The organism is Glycomyces lechevalierae (assembly GCF_027622945.1).
Classification (GTDB): domain Bacteria; phylum Actinomycetota; class Actinomycetes; order Mycobacteriales; family Micromonosporaceae; genus Glycomyces; species Glycomyces rutgersensis.
Genome location: NZ_JAPZVQ010000006.1, coordinates 72,936 through 86,828 on the forward strand (window position 1 = coordinate 72,936; position 13,893 = coordinate 86,828).

The 13,893-nt window shown below is 69.6% G+C and carries 12 protein-coding genes; 5 read left to right on the forward strand and 7 right to left on the reverse strand.

Features of this window, described 5'->3' with window-relative positions; genetic code table 11:
* Positions 1-16: 16 nt before the first annotated feature.
* Entirely contained in the window at positions 17-553 is a 537-nt protein-coding gene (idi, locus tag O2L01_RS12090; RefSeq protein WP_270122192.1) for an isopentenyl-diphosphate Delta-isomerase, read from the reverse strand.
* 138 nt (positions 554-691) lie between these two features.
* On the opposite strand from idi, the gene O2L01_RS12095 reads away from it, so the two are divergent.
* Entirely contained in the window at positions 692-1,204 is a 513-nt protein-coding gene (locus tag O2L01_RS12095; RefSeq protein ID WP_270122193.1) for a DUF4395 domain-containing protein, read from the forward strand.
* Between the two features lie 28 nt (positions 1,205-1,232).
* Here O2L01_RS12095 and O2L01_RS12100 read toward each other — a convergent pair whose 3' ends face one another.
* The gene (locus O2L01_RS12100; protein ID WP_270122194.1) at positions 1,233-1,700 is read right to left on the reverse strand and encodes a MarR family winged helix-turn-helix transcriptional regulator; all 468 of its coding nucleotides are present in this window, start codon (positions 1,698-1,700) and stop codon (positions 1,233-1,235) included.
* A gap of 54 nt (positions 1,701-1,754) precedes the next feature.
* Between O2L01_RS12100 and O2L01_RS12105 the strand changes: the two genes are divergently transcribed.
* On the forward strand, positions 1,755-2,342 hold the full coding sequence (locus O2L01_RS12105) for a class I SAM-dependent methyltransferase (protein ID WP_270122195.1): 588 nt from the start codon (positions 1,755-1,757) through the stop codon (positions 2,340-2,342).
* Position 2,343: 1 nt separating this feature from the next.
* Here O2L01_RS12105 and O2L01_RS12110 read toward each other — a convergent pair whose 3' ends face one another.
* Together O2L01_RS12110 and O2L01_RS12115 are read right to left on the reverse strand one after the other, a co-directional pair.
* Entirely contained in the window at positions 2,344-3,033 is a 690-nt protein-coding gene (locus O2L01_RS12110; RefSeq protein ID WP_270122196.1) for a DUF6766 family protein, read from the reverse strand.
* Between the two features lie 98 nt (positions 3,034-3,131).
* Positions 3,132-3,497 (reverse strand): hypothetical protein, encoded by a 366-nt coding sequence (locus tag O2L01_RS12115; RefSeq protein ID WP_270122197.1) that lies wholly within the window; start codon positions 3,495-3,497, stop codon positions 3,132-3,134.
* Positions 3,498-3,665: 168 nt separating this feature from the next.
* Between O2L01_RS12115 and O2L01_RS12120 the strand changes: the two genes are divergently transcribed.
* Both O2L01_RS12120 and O2L01_RS12125 read left to right on the forward strand, forming a co-directional pair.
* The gene (locus O2L01_RS12120; RefSeq protein WP_270122198.1) at positions 3,666-5,048 is read left to right on the forward strand and encodes a cellulase family glycosylhydrolase; all 1,383 of its coding nucleotides are present in this window, start codon (positions 3,666-3,668) and stop codon (positions 5,046-5,048) included.
* Between the two features lie 104 nt (positions 5,049-5,152).
* Positions 5,153-8,479, forward strand: coding sequence for a DUF4132 domain-containing protein (locus O2L01_RS12125; protein WP_270122199.1), 3,327 nt, complete (start codon positions 5,153-5,155; stop codon positions 8,477-8,479).
* A 106-nt stretch (positions 8,480-8,585) separates the two neighbouring features.
* Here the strand turns inward: O2L01_RS12125 and O2L01_RS12130 are convergent, their stop codons facing one another.
* On the reverse strand, positions 8,586-10,070 hold the full coding sequence (locus O2L01_RS12130) for a non-reducing end alpha-L-arabinofuranosidase family hydrolase (protein WP_270122200.1): 1,485 nt from the start codon (positions 10,068-10,070) through the stop codon (positions 8,586-8,588).
* 378 nt (positions 10,071-10,448) lie between these two features.
* Between O2L01_RS12130 and O2L01_RS12135 the strand changes: the two genes are divergently transcribed.
* Entirely contained in the window at positions 10,449-11,870 is a 1,422-nt protein-coding gene (locus O2L01_RS12135; RefSeq protein WP_270122201.1) for an endo-1,4-beta-xylanase, read from the forward strand.
* Positions 11,871-12,076: 206 nt separating this feature from the next.
* On the opposite strand, the gene O2L01_RS12140 is transcribed toward O2L01_RS12135, so the two are convergent.
* Together O2L01_RS12140 and O2L01_RS12145 are read right to left on the reverse strand one after the other, a co-directional pair.
* The gene (locus O2L01_RS12140; RefSeq protein WP_270122202.1) at positions 12,077-13,246 is read right to left on the reverse strand and encodes a TolB-like translocation protein; all 1,170 of its coding nucleotides are present in this window, start codon (positions 13,244-13,246) and stop codon (positions 12,077-12,079) included.
* Positions 13,239-13,823 (reverse strand): SigE family RNA polymerase sigma factor, encoded by a 585-nt coding sequence (locus O2L01_RS12145; RefSeq protein WP_270122203.1) that lies wholly within the window; start codon positions 13,821-13,823, stop codon positions 13,239-13,241. Before O2L01_RS12145 ends, O2L01_RS12140 begins: the two co-directional genes overlap by 8 nt.
* Positions 13,824-13,893: the final 70 nt, after the last annotated feature.

Consider the following 13,893-nt stretch of genomic DNA (forward strand, 5'->3'; position numbering starts at 1 on the left):
CGCCGCGGCGCCGCCCTCACCCGTTCAGGAACCGCTCGACCAGCCCCCACTGCTGCAACTGCGCGACCTGCATCCGCGACCAGGGGGAGAGGTCCGAGTCCTCCCGCTCCGCGCGGGCGACGTACGCGGGCCAGTCGATCCACTCGACGTCGCCGACCTCCTCGGCGTCGGGTGCGGGCTCGCCCGCGACCCAGCCGAGGAAGACCGGGCAGATCTCGTTCTCGACGACCCCGTTGGACTCGGCCCGGTACCGGAACGTCGGCAGCGCGCACACCAGCCCGATCACCCTGATCCCGAGCTCGGTCTCCATCCGGCGCGCGACCGCGGCCTCCATGAACTCGCCCGGCCCGGGATGCCCGCAGCACGTGTTCGTCCACACGCCCGGGAACGCCCGCTTCGCGTCCGCCCGCCGGGTCGCCAGGAGGCGGCCTTCGGCGTCGAAGCCGTAGCAGGAGAACGCGAGATGCAGCGGCGTGGCCGCCCCGTGCACCCGGTCCTTGCGTTCGGTCCCGAGCGGCGTGCCGTCGTCCCCGAGCAGCACGACCCTCTCCATCGCTTCCCCCACACGAGCCCCCGTAGTCGATCGGGCACCGATGGTATCGCGCCGCTTCGGGTGGCGCCTCCTCCATGATCACGGCGCTACCATTGGCGGACTTGCCCCGGTTGTCCGCCCGTCCGAAGGAACCGCCCCATGCGAAGCCTGTTCAGCTTCCCGAACCCCGTGAACGAGGTCTCGGCCCGACTCGTCGCCGGGGGCGTGGTCGCCATGAGTGCGGCCGCGCTCGCCTTCCAGCTCGAATGGCTCGTCGCGATCATCGCGCTCGGCTTCCTCGCCCGCGTCGCGACCGGCCCGAGCCTCAGCGTCCTCGGCCAGCTCGTCACCCGCGTCGTCACGCCGCGCCTGCCGATCGCCCCGAAGCCCGTCCCGGGCCCGCCCAAGCGCTTCGCCCAGGGCATCGGCGCGGTCTTCTCGGTGACCTCGTTCCTGCTCCTCGCCTTCGACCTGAACGTCGCGGGCTGGATCGTCCTCGCCGCCCTGACGATGGCCGCCGCACTCGAGGCCTTCTTCGCGTTCTGCCTGGGCTGCAAGATGTTCGCCCTGCTCACCCGCATGGGCCTCATCCCCGACTCGGTCTGCGAAGCCTGCAACAACATCCAGGCCCGCACCGACGCCGCCCTCGAACGGGCCGCCGCCTCAAGCTAACGCTGCCTCCAGCTAACGCCGCCTCCCGCTAGCCGTCGGTCCGTTCCTCGCGCATGGCGCGGAGCAGGGCCGGGAGCCCGGTGGCGAGGCCGTCGCGCTCGGCCGGCGACATCGCGGCCGTCCAGCGGCCGTAGCGCTCGTGCAGCATCCCGGCGGCGCCGCGGTGGAGCCGCCGTCCTTCCTCGGTGATCTGGAGCCGGTAGAGCCGCCGGTTGTCCGGGTCGCGCTCGCGTGTGAGCAGGCCGTCCGCCTCCAGGTCGGCCACCAGGCGGCTGACGCTGCTCTTCTCCAGGCCGAGGCGCTCGGCGAGCTCGCGCTGGGAGATACCCGACCGGTGGTCGAGTTCGTGCAGCGCGAACAGCTGCGACATGGAAACCGTCCGTCCGGGGAACACCTCTTCGAGCAGCGCGAACTCGGCGGTGCGGACCAGGTCCATGAGCAGGTGGTGCAGGTGCTCGGCCTCCATCGCCGCTCCTCCCAGAGTTGTGTGTTGCAACCATTCATCGTAGACTGGCTTGAAAGTTGTAGAGCACAACTATTGGAGGCCGTCATGCCGCACCGTTCCCACCAGCACCAGCACCAGCACGACAGCGGCGCCATCGAAGGGCGCCACAGCGACCGCTACGACACCATCGCCCGCCTGTTCGCGAAGCCGTTCTACAACCGGATGGCCAAGGAGATCGCGACCATCGCGCCCCGCGGCGCCGCCGTGCTCGACGTCGGCACCGGCCCCGGCATCCTCCTCAAGCGGCTCGGCAAAGCCCGCCCCGACCTGCGGCTCACCGGCATCGACATCGCCCCCGACATGATCGAGCACGCCGCGCACAACCTCGCCGACCTCGCGACCCCGCCGGACCTCCGCGCCGCCGACGTCGCCGCCCTGCCGTTCGCAGACGATCGGTTCGACCTCGTCGTCTCCACCTTCAGCTCCCACCACTGGGAGGACCCCGAAGCCGGTGCCGCCGAGATCGCCCGCGTCCTCCGCAGCGGCGGCCGCCTGCGCATCTACGACTTCCGCGACGCGCCCTTCGACGCCGTCATCGGCGAATCCCGCCTCACGAGCCTCCGCCAGGCCCCGTTCCGCTCCGTCTGGACCATGTTCATGAAGGCCACCCGCTTCGACGCCACCGCGGCCTGACTCAGCCGGACTCCTCCGTCTTCGCGTGCGAGGTGCCCACCGGCTTCGATTCGGGGGAGCCGCGCTGGCGCAGGTAGACGCTCATGACGGCCAGGGAGCCCACGGCCAGGAGCTCCGACTGCCAGTTCTGCAGGGTGCGGTTCCAGAACTCGGCGGAGCCGACGTAGCCCAGCCAGCTCACCGGGTCCTGGAGGTCGGCGATCAGCTCGGCGTTGTAGACGCTGAGGCCGCTGATGGACTGGGCGGTCCACGAGAGCAGGAAGATCACGGCCATGACGATGCCGAGGGACCGTGAGAAGACCGCGGTGCGCCAGCCGCCGGCCTTGACCCACTCGGGGGAGTCCTCGGTGGCGTAGCGGCCCGTCTTCTGCTTCTTGTCGGATTCGGTCCCGATCTGGTCCATCGGCTTCGACTCGGGCGAACCGCGCTGGACGAGCCAGACCGTCGCGAACACGTACAGGAAGAACTGCAGGTACTCGGACTGCCAGTTCTCGGCCACGTTGACCGCGAAATCGCTCGAGGTCACGTACTGGAGCAGCGTGACCGGGCTGCCGCCCTCGACGAGCTGCCGATGGTTGAAATCGGCCTGCCCGGCGAACGCCTGGCCGACCAGCGCGGCGAGGAACATGGCGCCGAAGCCCGCGCTCAAGCCGTTGTCGCGAAGGAAGCTGCCGCGAAGGAAGCGCTTCATTTCCCCTCCTCAGAGCCGCATCAGGCCGACCGCGATGAAGTACGCGAGCCCGCCGAAGATCACGATCAGGTAAGCCACGAACATGCCCCGCTTGCCCATCAGCCGCCCACCTCGCACAGATACGGCCGCTCGCCCTGCGGCACGCAGCCGGCCGCGACCACCTTCCAGCCCTCATCGAGTTCGACGAGGAAGAGCACGTCACCCGCGGTTCGGGCCTGTGCGCGGTCGCCCCACACCTGGACGTCGCTCACCGCGCCGCTCGGCAGCTCCTCGGGCTTCAGCGACTCCTCGCACGGCTTGCCCTCCGAGGCGGCCAGCGCCTCCGCGGTCTCCGGCGAGAGCACGGCGCACGCGGCGGCCGCGTCCCCGCTGGCGATCGCGGTCGAGAACGCCTCGGCCACGGCGGAAGCCTCGGACTCCCGCTGGCCGGTCCCGCAGGCCGCGGCTCCGCCGAGCACCACCACGCCACACATGGTGGCCAGCGTCTTCCGAAACATCCACCTGAAGTTCCCCTCCGGACCCCGGGGCAAACCGGGCGGTCGGCGGCCCTTGACGGCGCGCCAATACATTGACAAACTCCGATGCAACCACTGGGAGCGCTTCCCAATGTCCGGATCGATGAAAGGCACACCATGCGAGCAACCCGAAGGCGAAAGCTGACGGCGATCATCGGCGCGGCCGTCGCCGCGCTCAGCGCGGGCGCGATCACCGTGGCCGCGTCCCAGGGCGCGAACGCCGCGGCCGGCTGCGACGTCGGCTACGAAGTCGTCAGCGACTGGGGCTCGGGCTTCCAGGCGAACGTCAGCATCACCACCGACCAACGGATCGACGGCTGGACCGTCGAATGGGACTTCACCAGCGCTGTCTCCGGCATCAGCGCCTGGAACGTCTCCAAGTCCTCCCTCAGCGGCAGGCACTTCACCGCCACCGACGCCGGCTGGAACGGCCCCATCGGCGCCGGCCAGACCCGCGAGGTCTTCGGCTTCACGGCCGACGGCGACTCAGGCGACATCACGAACCTGAAGCTCAACGGCGTCGCGTGCGGCGAAGGCGGCGGCGAGCAGACCACCGGACCCGAACCCACCGACCCGGAGCCGACCGACCCCGCCCCCGCGGGCACCCCGGTCGAGGAGCACGGCAAGCTCCACGTCTGCGGCACGCAGATGTGCGACGAGTCCAATGCGCCCGTCCAGCTCAAGGGCGTCTCGAGCATGTGGCTGCACTGGCAGACCCAGCCCTACGCGCAGAACCGCTCCGCGCTGGAATGGATGCGCGACAACTGGGGCATCGACGTCTTCCGCGTCGCCATGGGGGTCGAGCCCGAAGGCGCCTACCTCTCCGACCCGGCACGCTGGAAGGCCGAAGTGGAGACCGTGATCGACAATGCGGCCGCCGCGGGGGTCTATGTGATCGTCGACTTCCACGCCCATGCGGCCCACCAGCACACGTCCGAAGCGGTCGCGTTCTTCAGCGACCTCGCCGCCCGCTACGGGGATCTCCCGAACATCATCTGGGAGCCCTACAACGAGCCCGAGCAGGTGTCCTGGAGCGGCACCGTCAAGCCGTACCACCAAGCCGTCGTCGCGGCCATCCGCGCGGAGGACCCGGACAACATCATCGTCCTCGGCACCCCGACCTGGTCCCAGGACGTCGACGTCGCCGCCGGCGACCCCGTCTCCGGCACCAACCTGATGTACACCCTCCACTTCTACTCCTGCACCCACCAGCAGTGGAACCGCGACAAGGCCGACGCCGCCATCGACGCCGGCCTGGCCCTCTTCGTCACCGAGTGGGGCGCGAGCGCCGCCGACGGCGGCCTCGACGGCCGCCTCTGCCTCGACGAGGCCCAGACCTGGATCGACTGGATGGCCGCCAACGGCATCTCCTGGACCGCTTGGAAACTCGACGTCGGCCCCGACTCCACCAACCTCCTCGCCTCGGGCGCACCGCTGACCGGGGGCTGGACCAATTACCTCCACGGCCACGCGCCCTTCGTCATCGAGAACCTGCAGTAACACCACGATGAACACCGGCCCGGGTCGCTGATCCGGGCCGGTGTCCTTTTGCGAGGGTTGCTCGGCTACGGGGAATGTCGCACCCGGTCGCTACCGTTGCCGTTGTGAACGACGAGAACCCCTTGCCCGACGAATCGCTCCTCCTCCTGCCGGCCGAATGGCAGGAGGAACTGCTGCCCCGGCGCGGCGTGCGGCCCGGCGCGGTGTTCGAACCGGATGCGGACGCGACGGCGTTCTGGCGCAAGCGTCTCAGCGCTCAGGAACCGGACCTGCGCGCGGCCCTTGCCGCGACTCCTGTTCCCGACGCGGTCGAATACCTCGACGGGAAGCCGAATCCGTCGGGCGCCGGCCTGATCGCCGAGATGGTGAACGCCGAGCCCTCGAACCAGGCCGTCACCAGGGTGCGGCTGGTCTTCGACGCCTGGATCGAGGAGCACGGCCTGCCGTTCGCGATCGGCGCGGCCGTCGCGTTCATGTCCTTCGCAGGCACGAGGAACACGGCGCACCCGTCCTTCACGCCGCTCATCGAATACGGCCACCGGCGATTCAGCGACCGCCCGCTCTTCTCCATGGGCGAAGTCCTCTACCGCGACCATGATCTCCACCTCTTGCGCGGACTGCTCGCGGACGCCCCGGACGCGGAGTTCGCGGCGGCAGCGTCGATAGTGGATGGACTGCGCACCACCCCGGCCCGCAAATATCTGGCCGCCATCCTGTTCCCCGACCGGGCCGACTGGATCCATGAAGCGGCGGTCGAAGTCGCCAAGGAGTCCTGGACCGGCCTCCTCACCGCGAGGCTCGCGCACTCGGCGACCTCGCTCGACCAGTTCGCGGCGATGCGCATGCGATCGATCGAACCGCACGAGCAGCATGCGGGCCTGATCGCGCCGCTCCTCGACGGCCTCGGCACGGATGCGCTGCCGCTCCTCACGGCCCCGACCAAGAACCCGCTCGACCAGCATCAGGTCTATGAGCGCTTGCGGGCCGTCGCGATCCTCCCGCACGACGATGCCGTTGCGTACCTGGTCGAGCACCTCGCCGACCCCTTCGTCTTCGAGCACGCCGTCGCGGCCGCGTCGCGGTTCCCGGTCCGCACGCTGCGGGTCATCGCCGCCCACGCGCCCGAGGCGCTGCCCGCGCGGATCCCCCTGCTCGCGGCCCTCGCCGCCCGCGTCGACCCCCGTGCGCTCCAAGCACTCACGGGGGCCGAGCAGACCGCCGTCGCGGAGCTCAAGGCGCAGCGGCGCCCCGCTCCCGAAGCGGCGGAAGCGGACCTGCCCGAACTGCTGGTCCGTCCGCCGTGGACGGTCGAGCGCCCGAAGTCGAAGCCGCTGGTCGTGCGCGGTCTCGAGCCGAGCGGCGCAGTGTCGGTGCTCTGGGCGGACGGCGAGCGGGAACGCTACCTCGAGAACGCGGCGGAGTTCGATCCCGGCATCGTCGACTGGGAGCAGCGCCTCGAGTGGCTGTCGGCCCACCGCCGTGACCGAATCGTCGCCGAAGTCCTCGCCTACGCCCCGTTCGACATCGCGGAGCAGCACCTCGAAGGCTGGAACGGCGCCCTCCAGCAGTTCGGCGACGACCGATCGGCCGGCTACCTCCAGGCCGTACTCGCGCGCTTCGGCGCCTCGGTTGCCGATCAGGTGGTCACGTTCCTCGCCGCCAAGTCGAAACTCGGCGCCCTCCTGGGACCGATCCGCAGCCCCGGAGCCGCCGAGGCCGCCGCGAACTGGTTCGCGAAGCGGCCGTCCGCCAAGGAGTTCGGCGCCGCCTGGCTGGACCGGCACGGCGCGGCCGCCGCCGAACTGCTGGTGCCGAACGCGCTGGGCCCCAAGAAGTCCCTCCGGGAACCCGCCGAAGCCGCGTTGCGCTACCTCGCCGATGTCCTCGGCCGTGACGCGGTCCTCAACGCCGCCAAGGTCTACGGCGAGGACGCGCACGCCGGCATCCTGGCGCTCTTGGAAGCCGGCCGGGACAATCTGCCGGACCGCGTGCCGGAGCCCGGCGACTGGTTCGACACGACGAGGCTGCCGCAGGTGCTCCTGCAAGACCATCGTTTCGGCCTGCCGGAAACGGCGATGCGCCACGCCGCCGTGATCATGGCCATCGCGGTCGACACGAGCAAAGACCCGCGCCTGGAGGAGCTCGGCGAGACGTGCGACCGCGAGTCGCTGCGCGAGTTCTCCTGGGCGGTGTTCGAGCAGTGGCTCGCGAACGGCGCGCCGTCCGCCGACCGGTGGGCGCTCGCGGCGCTCGCGCACTTCGGCGACGACGAGACCGTCGCCCGGCTCACCCCGCTCATCAAGGCGTGGCCGGGCCAGAACCAGCACCGCCGCGCCGTCGCGGGCCTGCAGGTGCTCGGCGGCATCGGCTCCGAGGCCGCGCTCCGCGCCATGCAGCACATCTCGCAGCGCGCCAAGTTCAAAGCCATCAAAGCCGAAGCGGCGCAGCAGATCCAGGTCATCGCGCAAGGACTCGGGCTCACCGGGGAGCAGCTCGCCGACCGGCTCCTGCCCGACTTCGGGCTCGGGACCGACGGCAGCCTCGTCCTCGACTACGGCCCGCGGAAGTTCACCGTGGTGTTCGACGAGCAGTTGCGCCCGTACGTCACCGACGAGGACCGCAAGCCGCGCAAGGCACTGCCCAAGCCCGGCGCGAAGGACGACCCGGAGCTCGCCGGCCCCGCGTACCAGCGGTTCACCGCGCTGAAGAAGGAGCTCCGCACCGTCTCGGTCGACCAGGTCCGGCGGCTCGAGGCCGCGATGATCAACGCCCGCACCTGGACACGCCGCGAGTTCGAGGAACACCTGCACGGCCACCCGCTCATGCGGTACCTCACCCGGCGCATGGTGTGGCTCGCGCAGACCGCCGAGTCGCGGCAGACCTTCCGCATCGCGGAGGACAACACGTACACCGACGCCGAGGACGACGCGGTCGAGCTGCATGACGACGCCGTCATCCGCCTGGCGCACCCGGTCGACATGACCGCCGAAGAGCAGGGCGCCTGGGCGCGGCTCCTCGCCGACTACGAGATCCTGCAACCGTTCCCGCAGCTCGCCCGCCCGGTCATGGCCTTCACCGAAGAAGAGCTGGAGACCGGTCGCCTGCGGCGCTTCGAAGGCGCGGTCGTCCCGCCGGGAGCGATCCTCGGCCTCACCAAGCACGGCTGGGTCCGGGGCAAGCCGATGGACAACGGCACCGAGTTCGGGTTCCACTTCCCGCTCCCCGCAGGCGGATACGTCATGGTCGAACTCGACCCCGGCCTCCAGATCGGCATGGGCGCGGACACCGAGGACCAGCGCTTCGCCTCGGTCTTCCTGTCCAAGCGCCTTGACGTGTACCACCGCAGCGCCTCCGGACTCCCGCCCCGCATCGACCCGGTGATCGCCTCCGAAGTCCTCGCCGCCCTCGACCGCATCACCGCGAAGGAGTAGCGCCCGGAAGCCGATCGAGGAACTCGTCCAGAACCGCCGAACGAGCGGAGGAAGACCGGGCGGCCCCAACGGGCCGCCCGGTCGTTTCACTCAGCGCGCGAAGGGATCAGGTGAGCGTCCAGCGCTGGTTGGTGCCGCCGGAGCAGGCCCAGAGCTGGACCTTGGTGCCGTTGGCGGTCGCCGCGCCCGCTACATCAAGGCAGAGCCCTGAAGCGGCGTTCGTGATGGTGCCGTTGGAGTTCAGGTTCCATTTCTGGTTCGCCCCGCCGTGGCAGGACCATATGATCGCGGCCGTCCCGTTGGCCGTGCCGCCGCCTGAAGCGTCCAGGCATTTGCGGCTCGTGCCGGAGTAGACCGAGATCTCGCCGTTGCTGTACGTCCACTGCTGGTTCGCCCCGCTCCAGCAGTCGTAGATCTGCAGTTGCGTGCCGTTCGTCGTCGACTGGTTCGGCACGTCGAGGCAGCGGTTGGATCCGGTGCCGCGCAACTGCCCCGAGTCGCCGCCGCCTCCCGAGCCGCCGCAGTCGGCGGTCGGGTTGGTGTTGGTCAAGAGGCCCAGTCGGTAGGGGAGCTGCGAGTAGTCACCGCCCGAGTTGGGGTTCCTGCCCTGGTAGAGGTACTGCATGCTGCAGGGGTCGATCTCCATGGTCTGGTTGCTGTCGACCCGGACCATCTCGCCGTGGCTGATGTCGGCCGTCCACGTCCCGCCCGGGAACGTCACGTTCGCGGCGCCCGCGAACGGGTTCGACTGGGTGTCGGCCAGCGGCGTCCACTCGTTGAAGTTCGCGTTGAGTTTGTTGGAGGTCCAGGACCGGAAGTAGCGGACGCCGTTGGTGCCGATGCCCTCGATGATGAGCATGTACTGGCCGGAGTCGCCCACCTTGTAGACGTTCGTGGCCTCGAACAGGCTCTGGCTGGAGCCCTTCATGAACATCTGGACGTTGCCGAAGCCGTTCGGGAAGTTCGCGACCGTGGTCTGGGCGCGGTAGAACTCCTGCTTGTCGTTGTTGAAGAACAGGTAGCAGTTCACGTCGTCGCAGATGACCCAGTAGTCCAGGATGTACGACGAGTTGGCGTCGGCGATCCCGTGGTTGGTCATGAAGTTCTTCGGCGCCGAGGCGCTCTGCGGCTGCGAGGGGTGCGTGAGCGTGGAGAACGAGGGCAGCCCGGTCTGATACAGCAGGTACCACTGGTTCTTGGGCTCGAAGTAGAACACCTGCGGGGCGGCCCGGTAGCCGCCGCCGACCGCGGTCGTCGAGAGGTGCGTCTGCGGCGCCTGCCCGGCCTGGGACCAGTCGGTGAACCCGCCGAAGGAGGTCAGGGACCAGCCGCCGTTGGTGTCGGCGGTCGTGGCGTACACGTAGTACTTGCCGTCCTCCTTGACCACGGACGGGTCCTTGATGGACACGAGGGTCCGGCCCGGCGCGGTCTGCTGGGGTCCGACGAGCGCGCCCGTCGAGCTCCATTTGAAGGGGGAGGGCAGTGGGGCGGCCTGTGCCGGGGCTGCGCTCAAGGTCGCCGCGGCGAGGGCGGCTGCCAGCGTCGTCGCCAGCAGCGCGATCCACGATCGCCATCGGGTGGGGTGTCTCATCGATTGCCTCTCTGTTCAGGCCCTTGGTTATCGCTAACAGCCCCAAGGGTCTTCGAAACTTTCGGCCTTCTCGCCGAACGTGGGGCGTGCACACAGGATAGTCCGCTGGTTCGCCGTATGTAAATAGATCGATGTGATGTGACCCTCCCGCACCAGTTCGAGCCGCCGCGAAGGGGGCCTGAGGTGCACCGCCGACCCGGCCGCCAGATCCCGCCCCGCCGCCTCTTGACGGGATATCGAACCATATCTATAGTTCGAAGCACGTAAGTTTCGGAGTCCGTCCAGAAACTTTCGGTCGTTCAGGAGTCGCGCACGCGCCGTTGGCCCGGTATCGCCGGCCGCGCCGAAGCTTGAGTACCTGATTTCACAGGGAGCACCATGATCAACAGTTCAACGAGACGGCGGCACCGCGCCTGGTCGGCCATAGCCGCCGTCGCGACCGTAGGCCTGACCGCCGCCGCCGCGCTCGTGATGACCGCCGGGACCGCCCAGGCCGCGACCACCCTCGGCGCCTCCGCCGCCGAGAGCGGCCGCTACTTCGGCGCGGCCGTCGCGGGCAACCGCCTCAGCGAATCCGGCTACGCCAACACCCTTGCGGCGGAGTTCAACTCCGTCGTGGCCGAGAACGCCATGAAGTGGGACGCGACCGAGCCCAACCCCGGCCAGTTCAACTACTCCGGCGGCGACCAGATCGTCAACTGGGCGCAGGCCCGCGGCATGAAGGTCCGCGGCCACACCCTCGTCTGGCACGCCCAGCAACCCGGCTGGGTGCAGGGGCTGACCGGCCAGAACCTGCGCAACGCCATGGTCAACCACATCACCAACGTCGCCAACCACTACGAGGGCGACGTGTTCACCTGGGACGTCGTCAACGAGGCCTTCGAGTGGGACGGCTCGCGCCGCCAGTCGAACCTCCAGCAGCAGCTCGGCAACGGCTGGATCGAGGAGGCCTTCCGCGCCGCCGACGCCGCCGACCCGAACGCGAAGCTCTGCTACAACGACTACGGCACCGACGCCATCAACTCCAAGAGCACCGGTATCTACAACATGGTGCGCGACTTCAAGTCCCGCGGCGTCCCGATCGACTGCGTCGGCTTCCAGTCCCACCTCGCCTCCAACGAGAACCTGAGCAGCTACCAGGCCAACCTCCAGCGCTTCGCCGACCTCGGCGTCACCGTCGAGATCACCGAGCTCGATGTCGGCCAGGGCACCGGCCAGGCCGCCACCTACGAGACCGTCACCAAGGCCTGCATGGCCGTGGCCCGCTGCACCGGCATCACCGTCTGGGGCGTCACCGACAAGTACTCCTGGCGCACCGACAACCCGCTGCTCTTCGACGGCAACTACCAGAAGAAGCAGGCCTACCACTCGGTCCTCGCCGCCCTGAACAACGGCACGCCCCCGACCGGCACCGGCGGCCACATCACCTCGGCGGCCTCCAGCCGCTGCCTCGACGTGCCGAACCAGTCCACCACGGACGGAACGCAGTTGCAGATCTACGACTGCTGGACCGGGGCGAACCAGCAGTGGACCTACAACAACGGGGAGATCTCGGTCTACTCCGGCGGCTCCCGCAAGTGCCTGGACGCCTCGGGCGGTGGCACGGCCAACGGGACTGCCGCGATCATATGGTCCTGCCACGGCGGGGCGAACCAGAAATGGAACCGCAACTCCAACGGCACCATCACGAACGCCGCTTCAGGGCTCTGCCTTGATGTAGCGGGCGCGGCGACCGCCAACGGCACCAAGGTCCAGCTCTGGGCCTGCTCCGGCGGCACCAACCAGCGCTGGACCTGGTAGGACCGAATCCCTCTCTCACCGACCGCCGCCCGGGAACACGACAGTCCACCCGGGCGGCGGTCCCCAGACCCGGGACCGGGCCGAGGGCGGCGCCCCCGCCGGTCCGCGACCGCCCGGTCCGGTCCCGCCGCAAGTCGCTTGTAACGCAAGACGAACGAGCCGCCGTCCTTCACTCGAAGGACGGCGGCTCGTTCGGTTCCCCGGACCTACCAGGGGAAGTAGGTGACCAGCTCGTCGATGCTCCCCGCGAAGCCCATGGGCAGGTCGCGCTGGTCGATCACCTCGCCTGCGGGATCGACGAGGTACTGCGTCGCGACATCGCCCTCGTGGGAGAGGATCAGCATCGAGCCGTCCGCCAGGAACACGACCTGCCGCCGCTCACCGCCGACCGGCAGCGCTATCTCGTCCCCGGTCGCGGTGTCCACGTAGACGTCGCAGAACCGGCCCACCCCGTCACCCTCGCCTTCACCGACCTCGTCGAAGCAGGCCTCGCCGGCGTCCGCCGAGATCCCCGCGTCCAGCCAGTTCTCGGTCGCCAGACTGGCCTCCAGGCCGGGCAGTTCCTGTGCGAGCGTGCCGTCGAGGTTCCAGATCGTCGTGCGCCCCGACCAGATCCGCTCGCCGTCGGGCATCCATTCGCTGGAGCAGAAGAGGTCGCGGCCCATTTCCCCCAGCACGGTGAAGTCGCCGGTGGTCACATCGAGCACGTACGTCTTGGCCCGGTCGAACTCGACCGGCTCGGAGAACAGGAGCTTGTCCGAATCAGGCGACCACGCGATGCCGCAGCTGGTCGTCTCCAACGAGAACCCCACGATCGGCTCGACCGACGAGTCCAGGCCGATCTCCATGTACACGCCGGTGCATTCGTCGGCGCGGTCGACCGCCATCACACGGTTGCCGTCCGGCGCGACCACGTACCGGTAGTCCTCCTCGACGTCGAGGCCGTCGACCTCGCCGGTGTCGAAGAACCCCCAGGTGGTCGCCCCGTACTCGTCATGCTGGACCTGGTAGTTCATGCGGTACGGCAGCTCCTCGCGCGGCTGCTCCGTGCCGGACTCGCCGAGCGCCGGGAAGCCGATGCCCAAGTCGTCCCAGTCCTCGGGGCGGACCCCGCAGCCGGGCGGGAGGCTCTCGTTCTCGTCGGTCTCGGTCGTCTCCTCCTCGGCCGGGGAAGGGCCGGGGTCCTGGTGCCGGTTGAGGCCCGCGGTGCCGGCGCCGGCGAGCGCGAGCGCGGTGACGACGCCGATCGCGCCGGCGGCGATGCGCCGCCTCGTGATGCCGCGCGCCCGCTGGTAGGCCCCGGCCGCGAGGTCCCGCGTCGGTTCCTCCGCGTCATCCGCGATGTCGTGCAGCAGTGAGCGAATCGACTCAGGCATGACGCTCTCCCTTCTCCGCGTGGAGCTCTCGTTCCCATTGGGCGAGTTGCAGGTCCGCGTCGCCGAGCACGAGCTCGGGGAAGCGCGTCCTGAGCCTGCGGAGACCGCGCTGGACGCGGGCCCGCAGGGTGGTGATCGGGCAGTCGAGGATCGCCGCGGCGGCGGCCTCGGTCTGGTCCTCGAAGTAGCGCAGCACGATCGCGGCGCGCTGGGTCGGCGGCAGCGACAGCAGTGCCGCGTGGACGGCCAGCCGCATCGCGGTGTCCGGCTCCAGGCCGGCCCGATCGGGCACGGCGTCGACCGAGATCTCGGCGACCTTCGTTCGCCGCCACCGGCTCACATGCAGGTGGTACATGGTGCGGCGGGTGTACGCCTCGGCGTTCGCCGTGCGGTGCAGGCGCTTCCACGAGCGCCAGGTCCGCGCCAGCGCGTCCTGCACGAGGTCCTCGGCGAGCCCGCGGTCCCCGGTGAGCAGGTACGCCGAGGCGCACAGCGCCTTCGACCTGCCCCTCACGAAGTCCTCGAACTCGCCCTGCCGCGACTGCGGCACCCCGGGTGGGGCCGTCGATCCGCTCACGTTCGATCCGTTCCTGACGAGGATGTGGGTTGATACCTAGCAAGACGGAAATCCTTGCGGCGCCACGCAT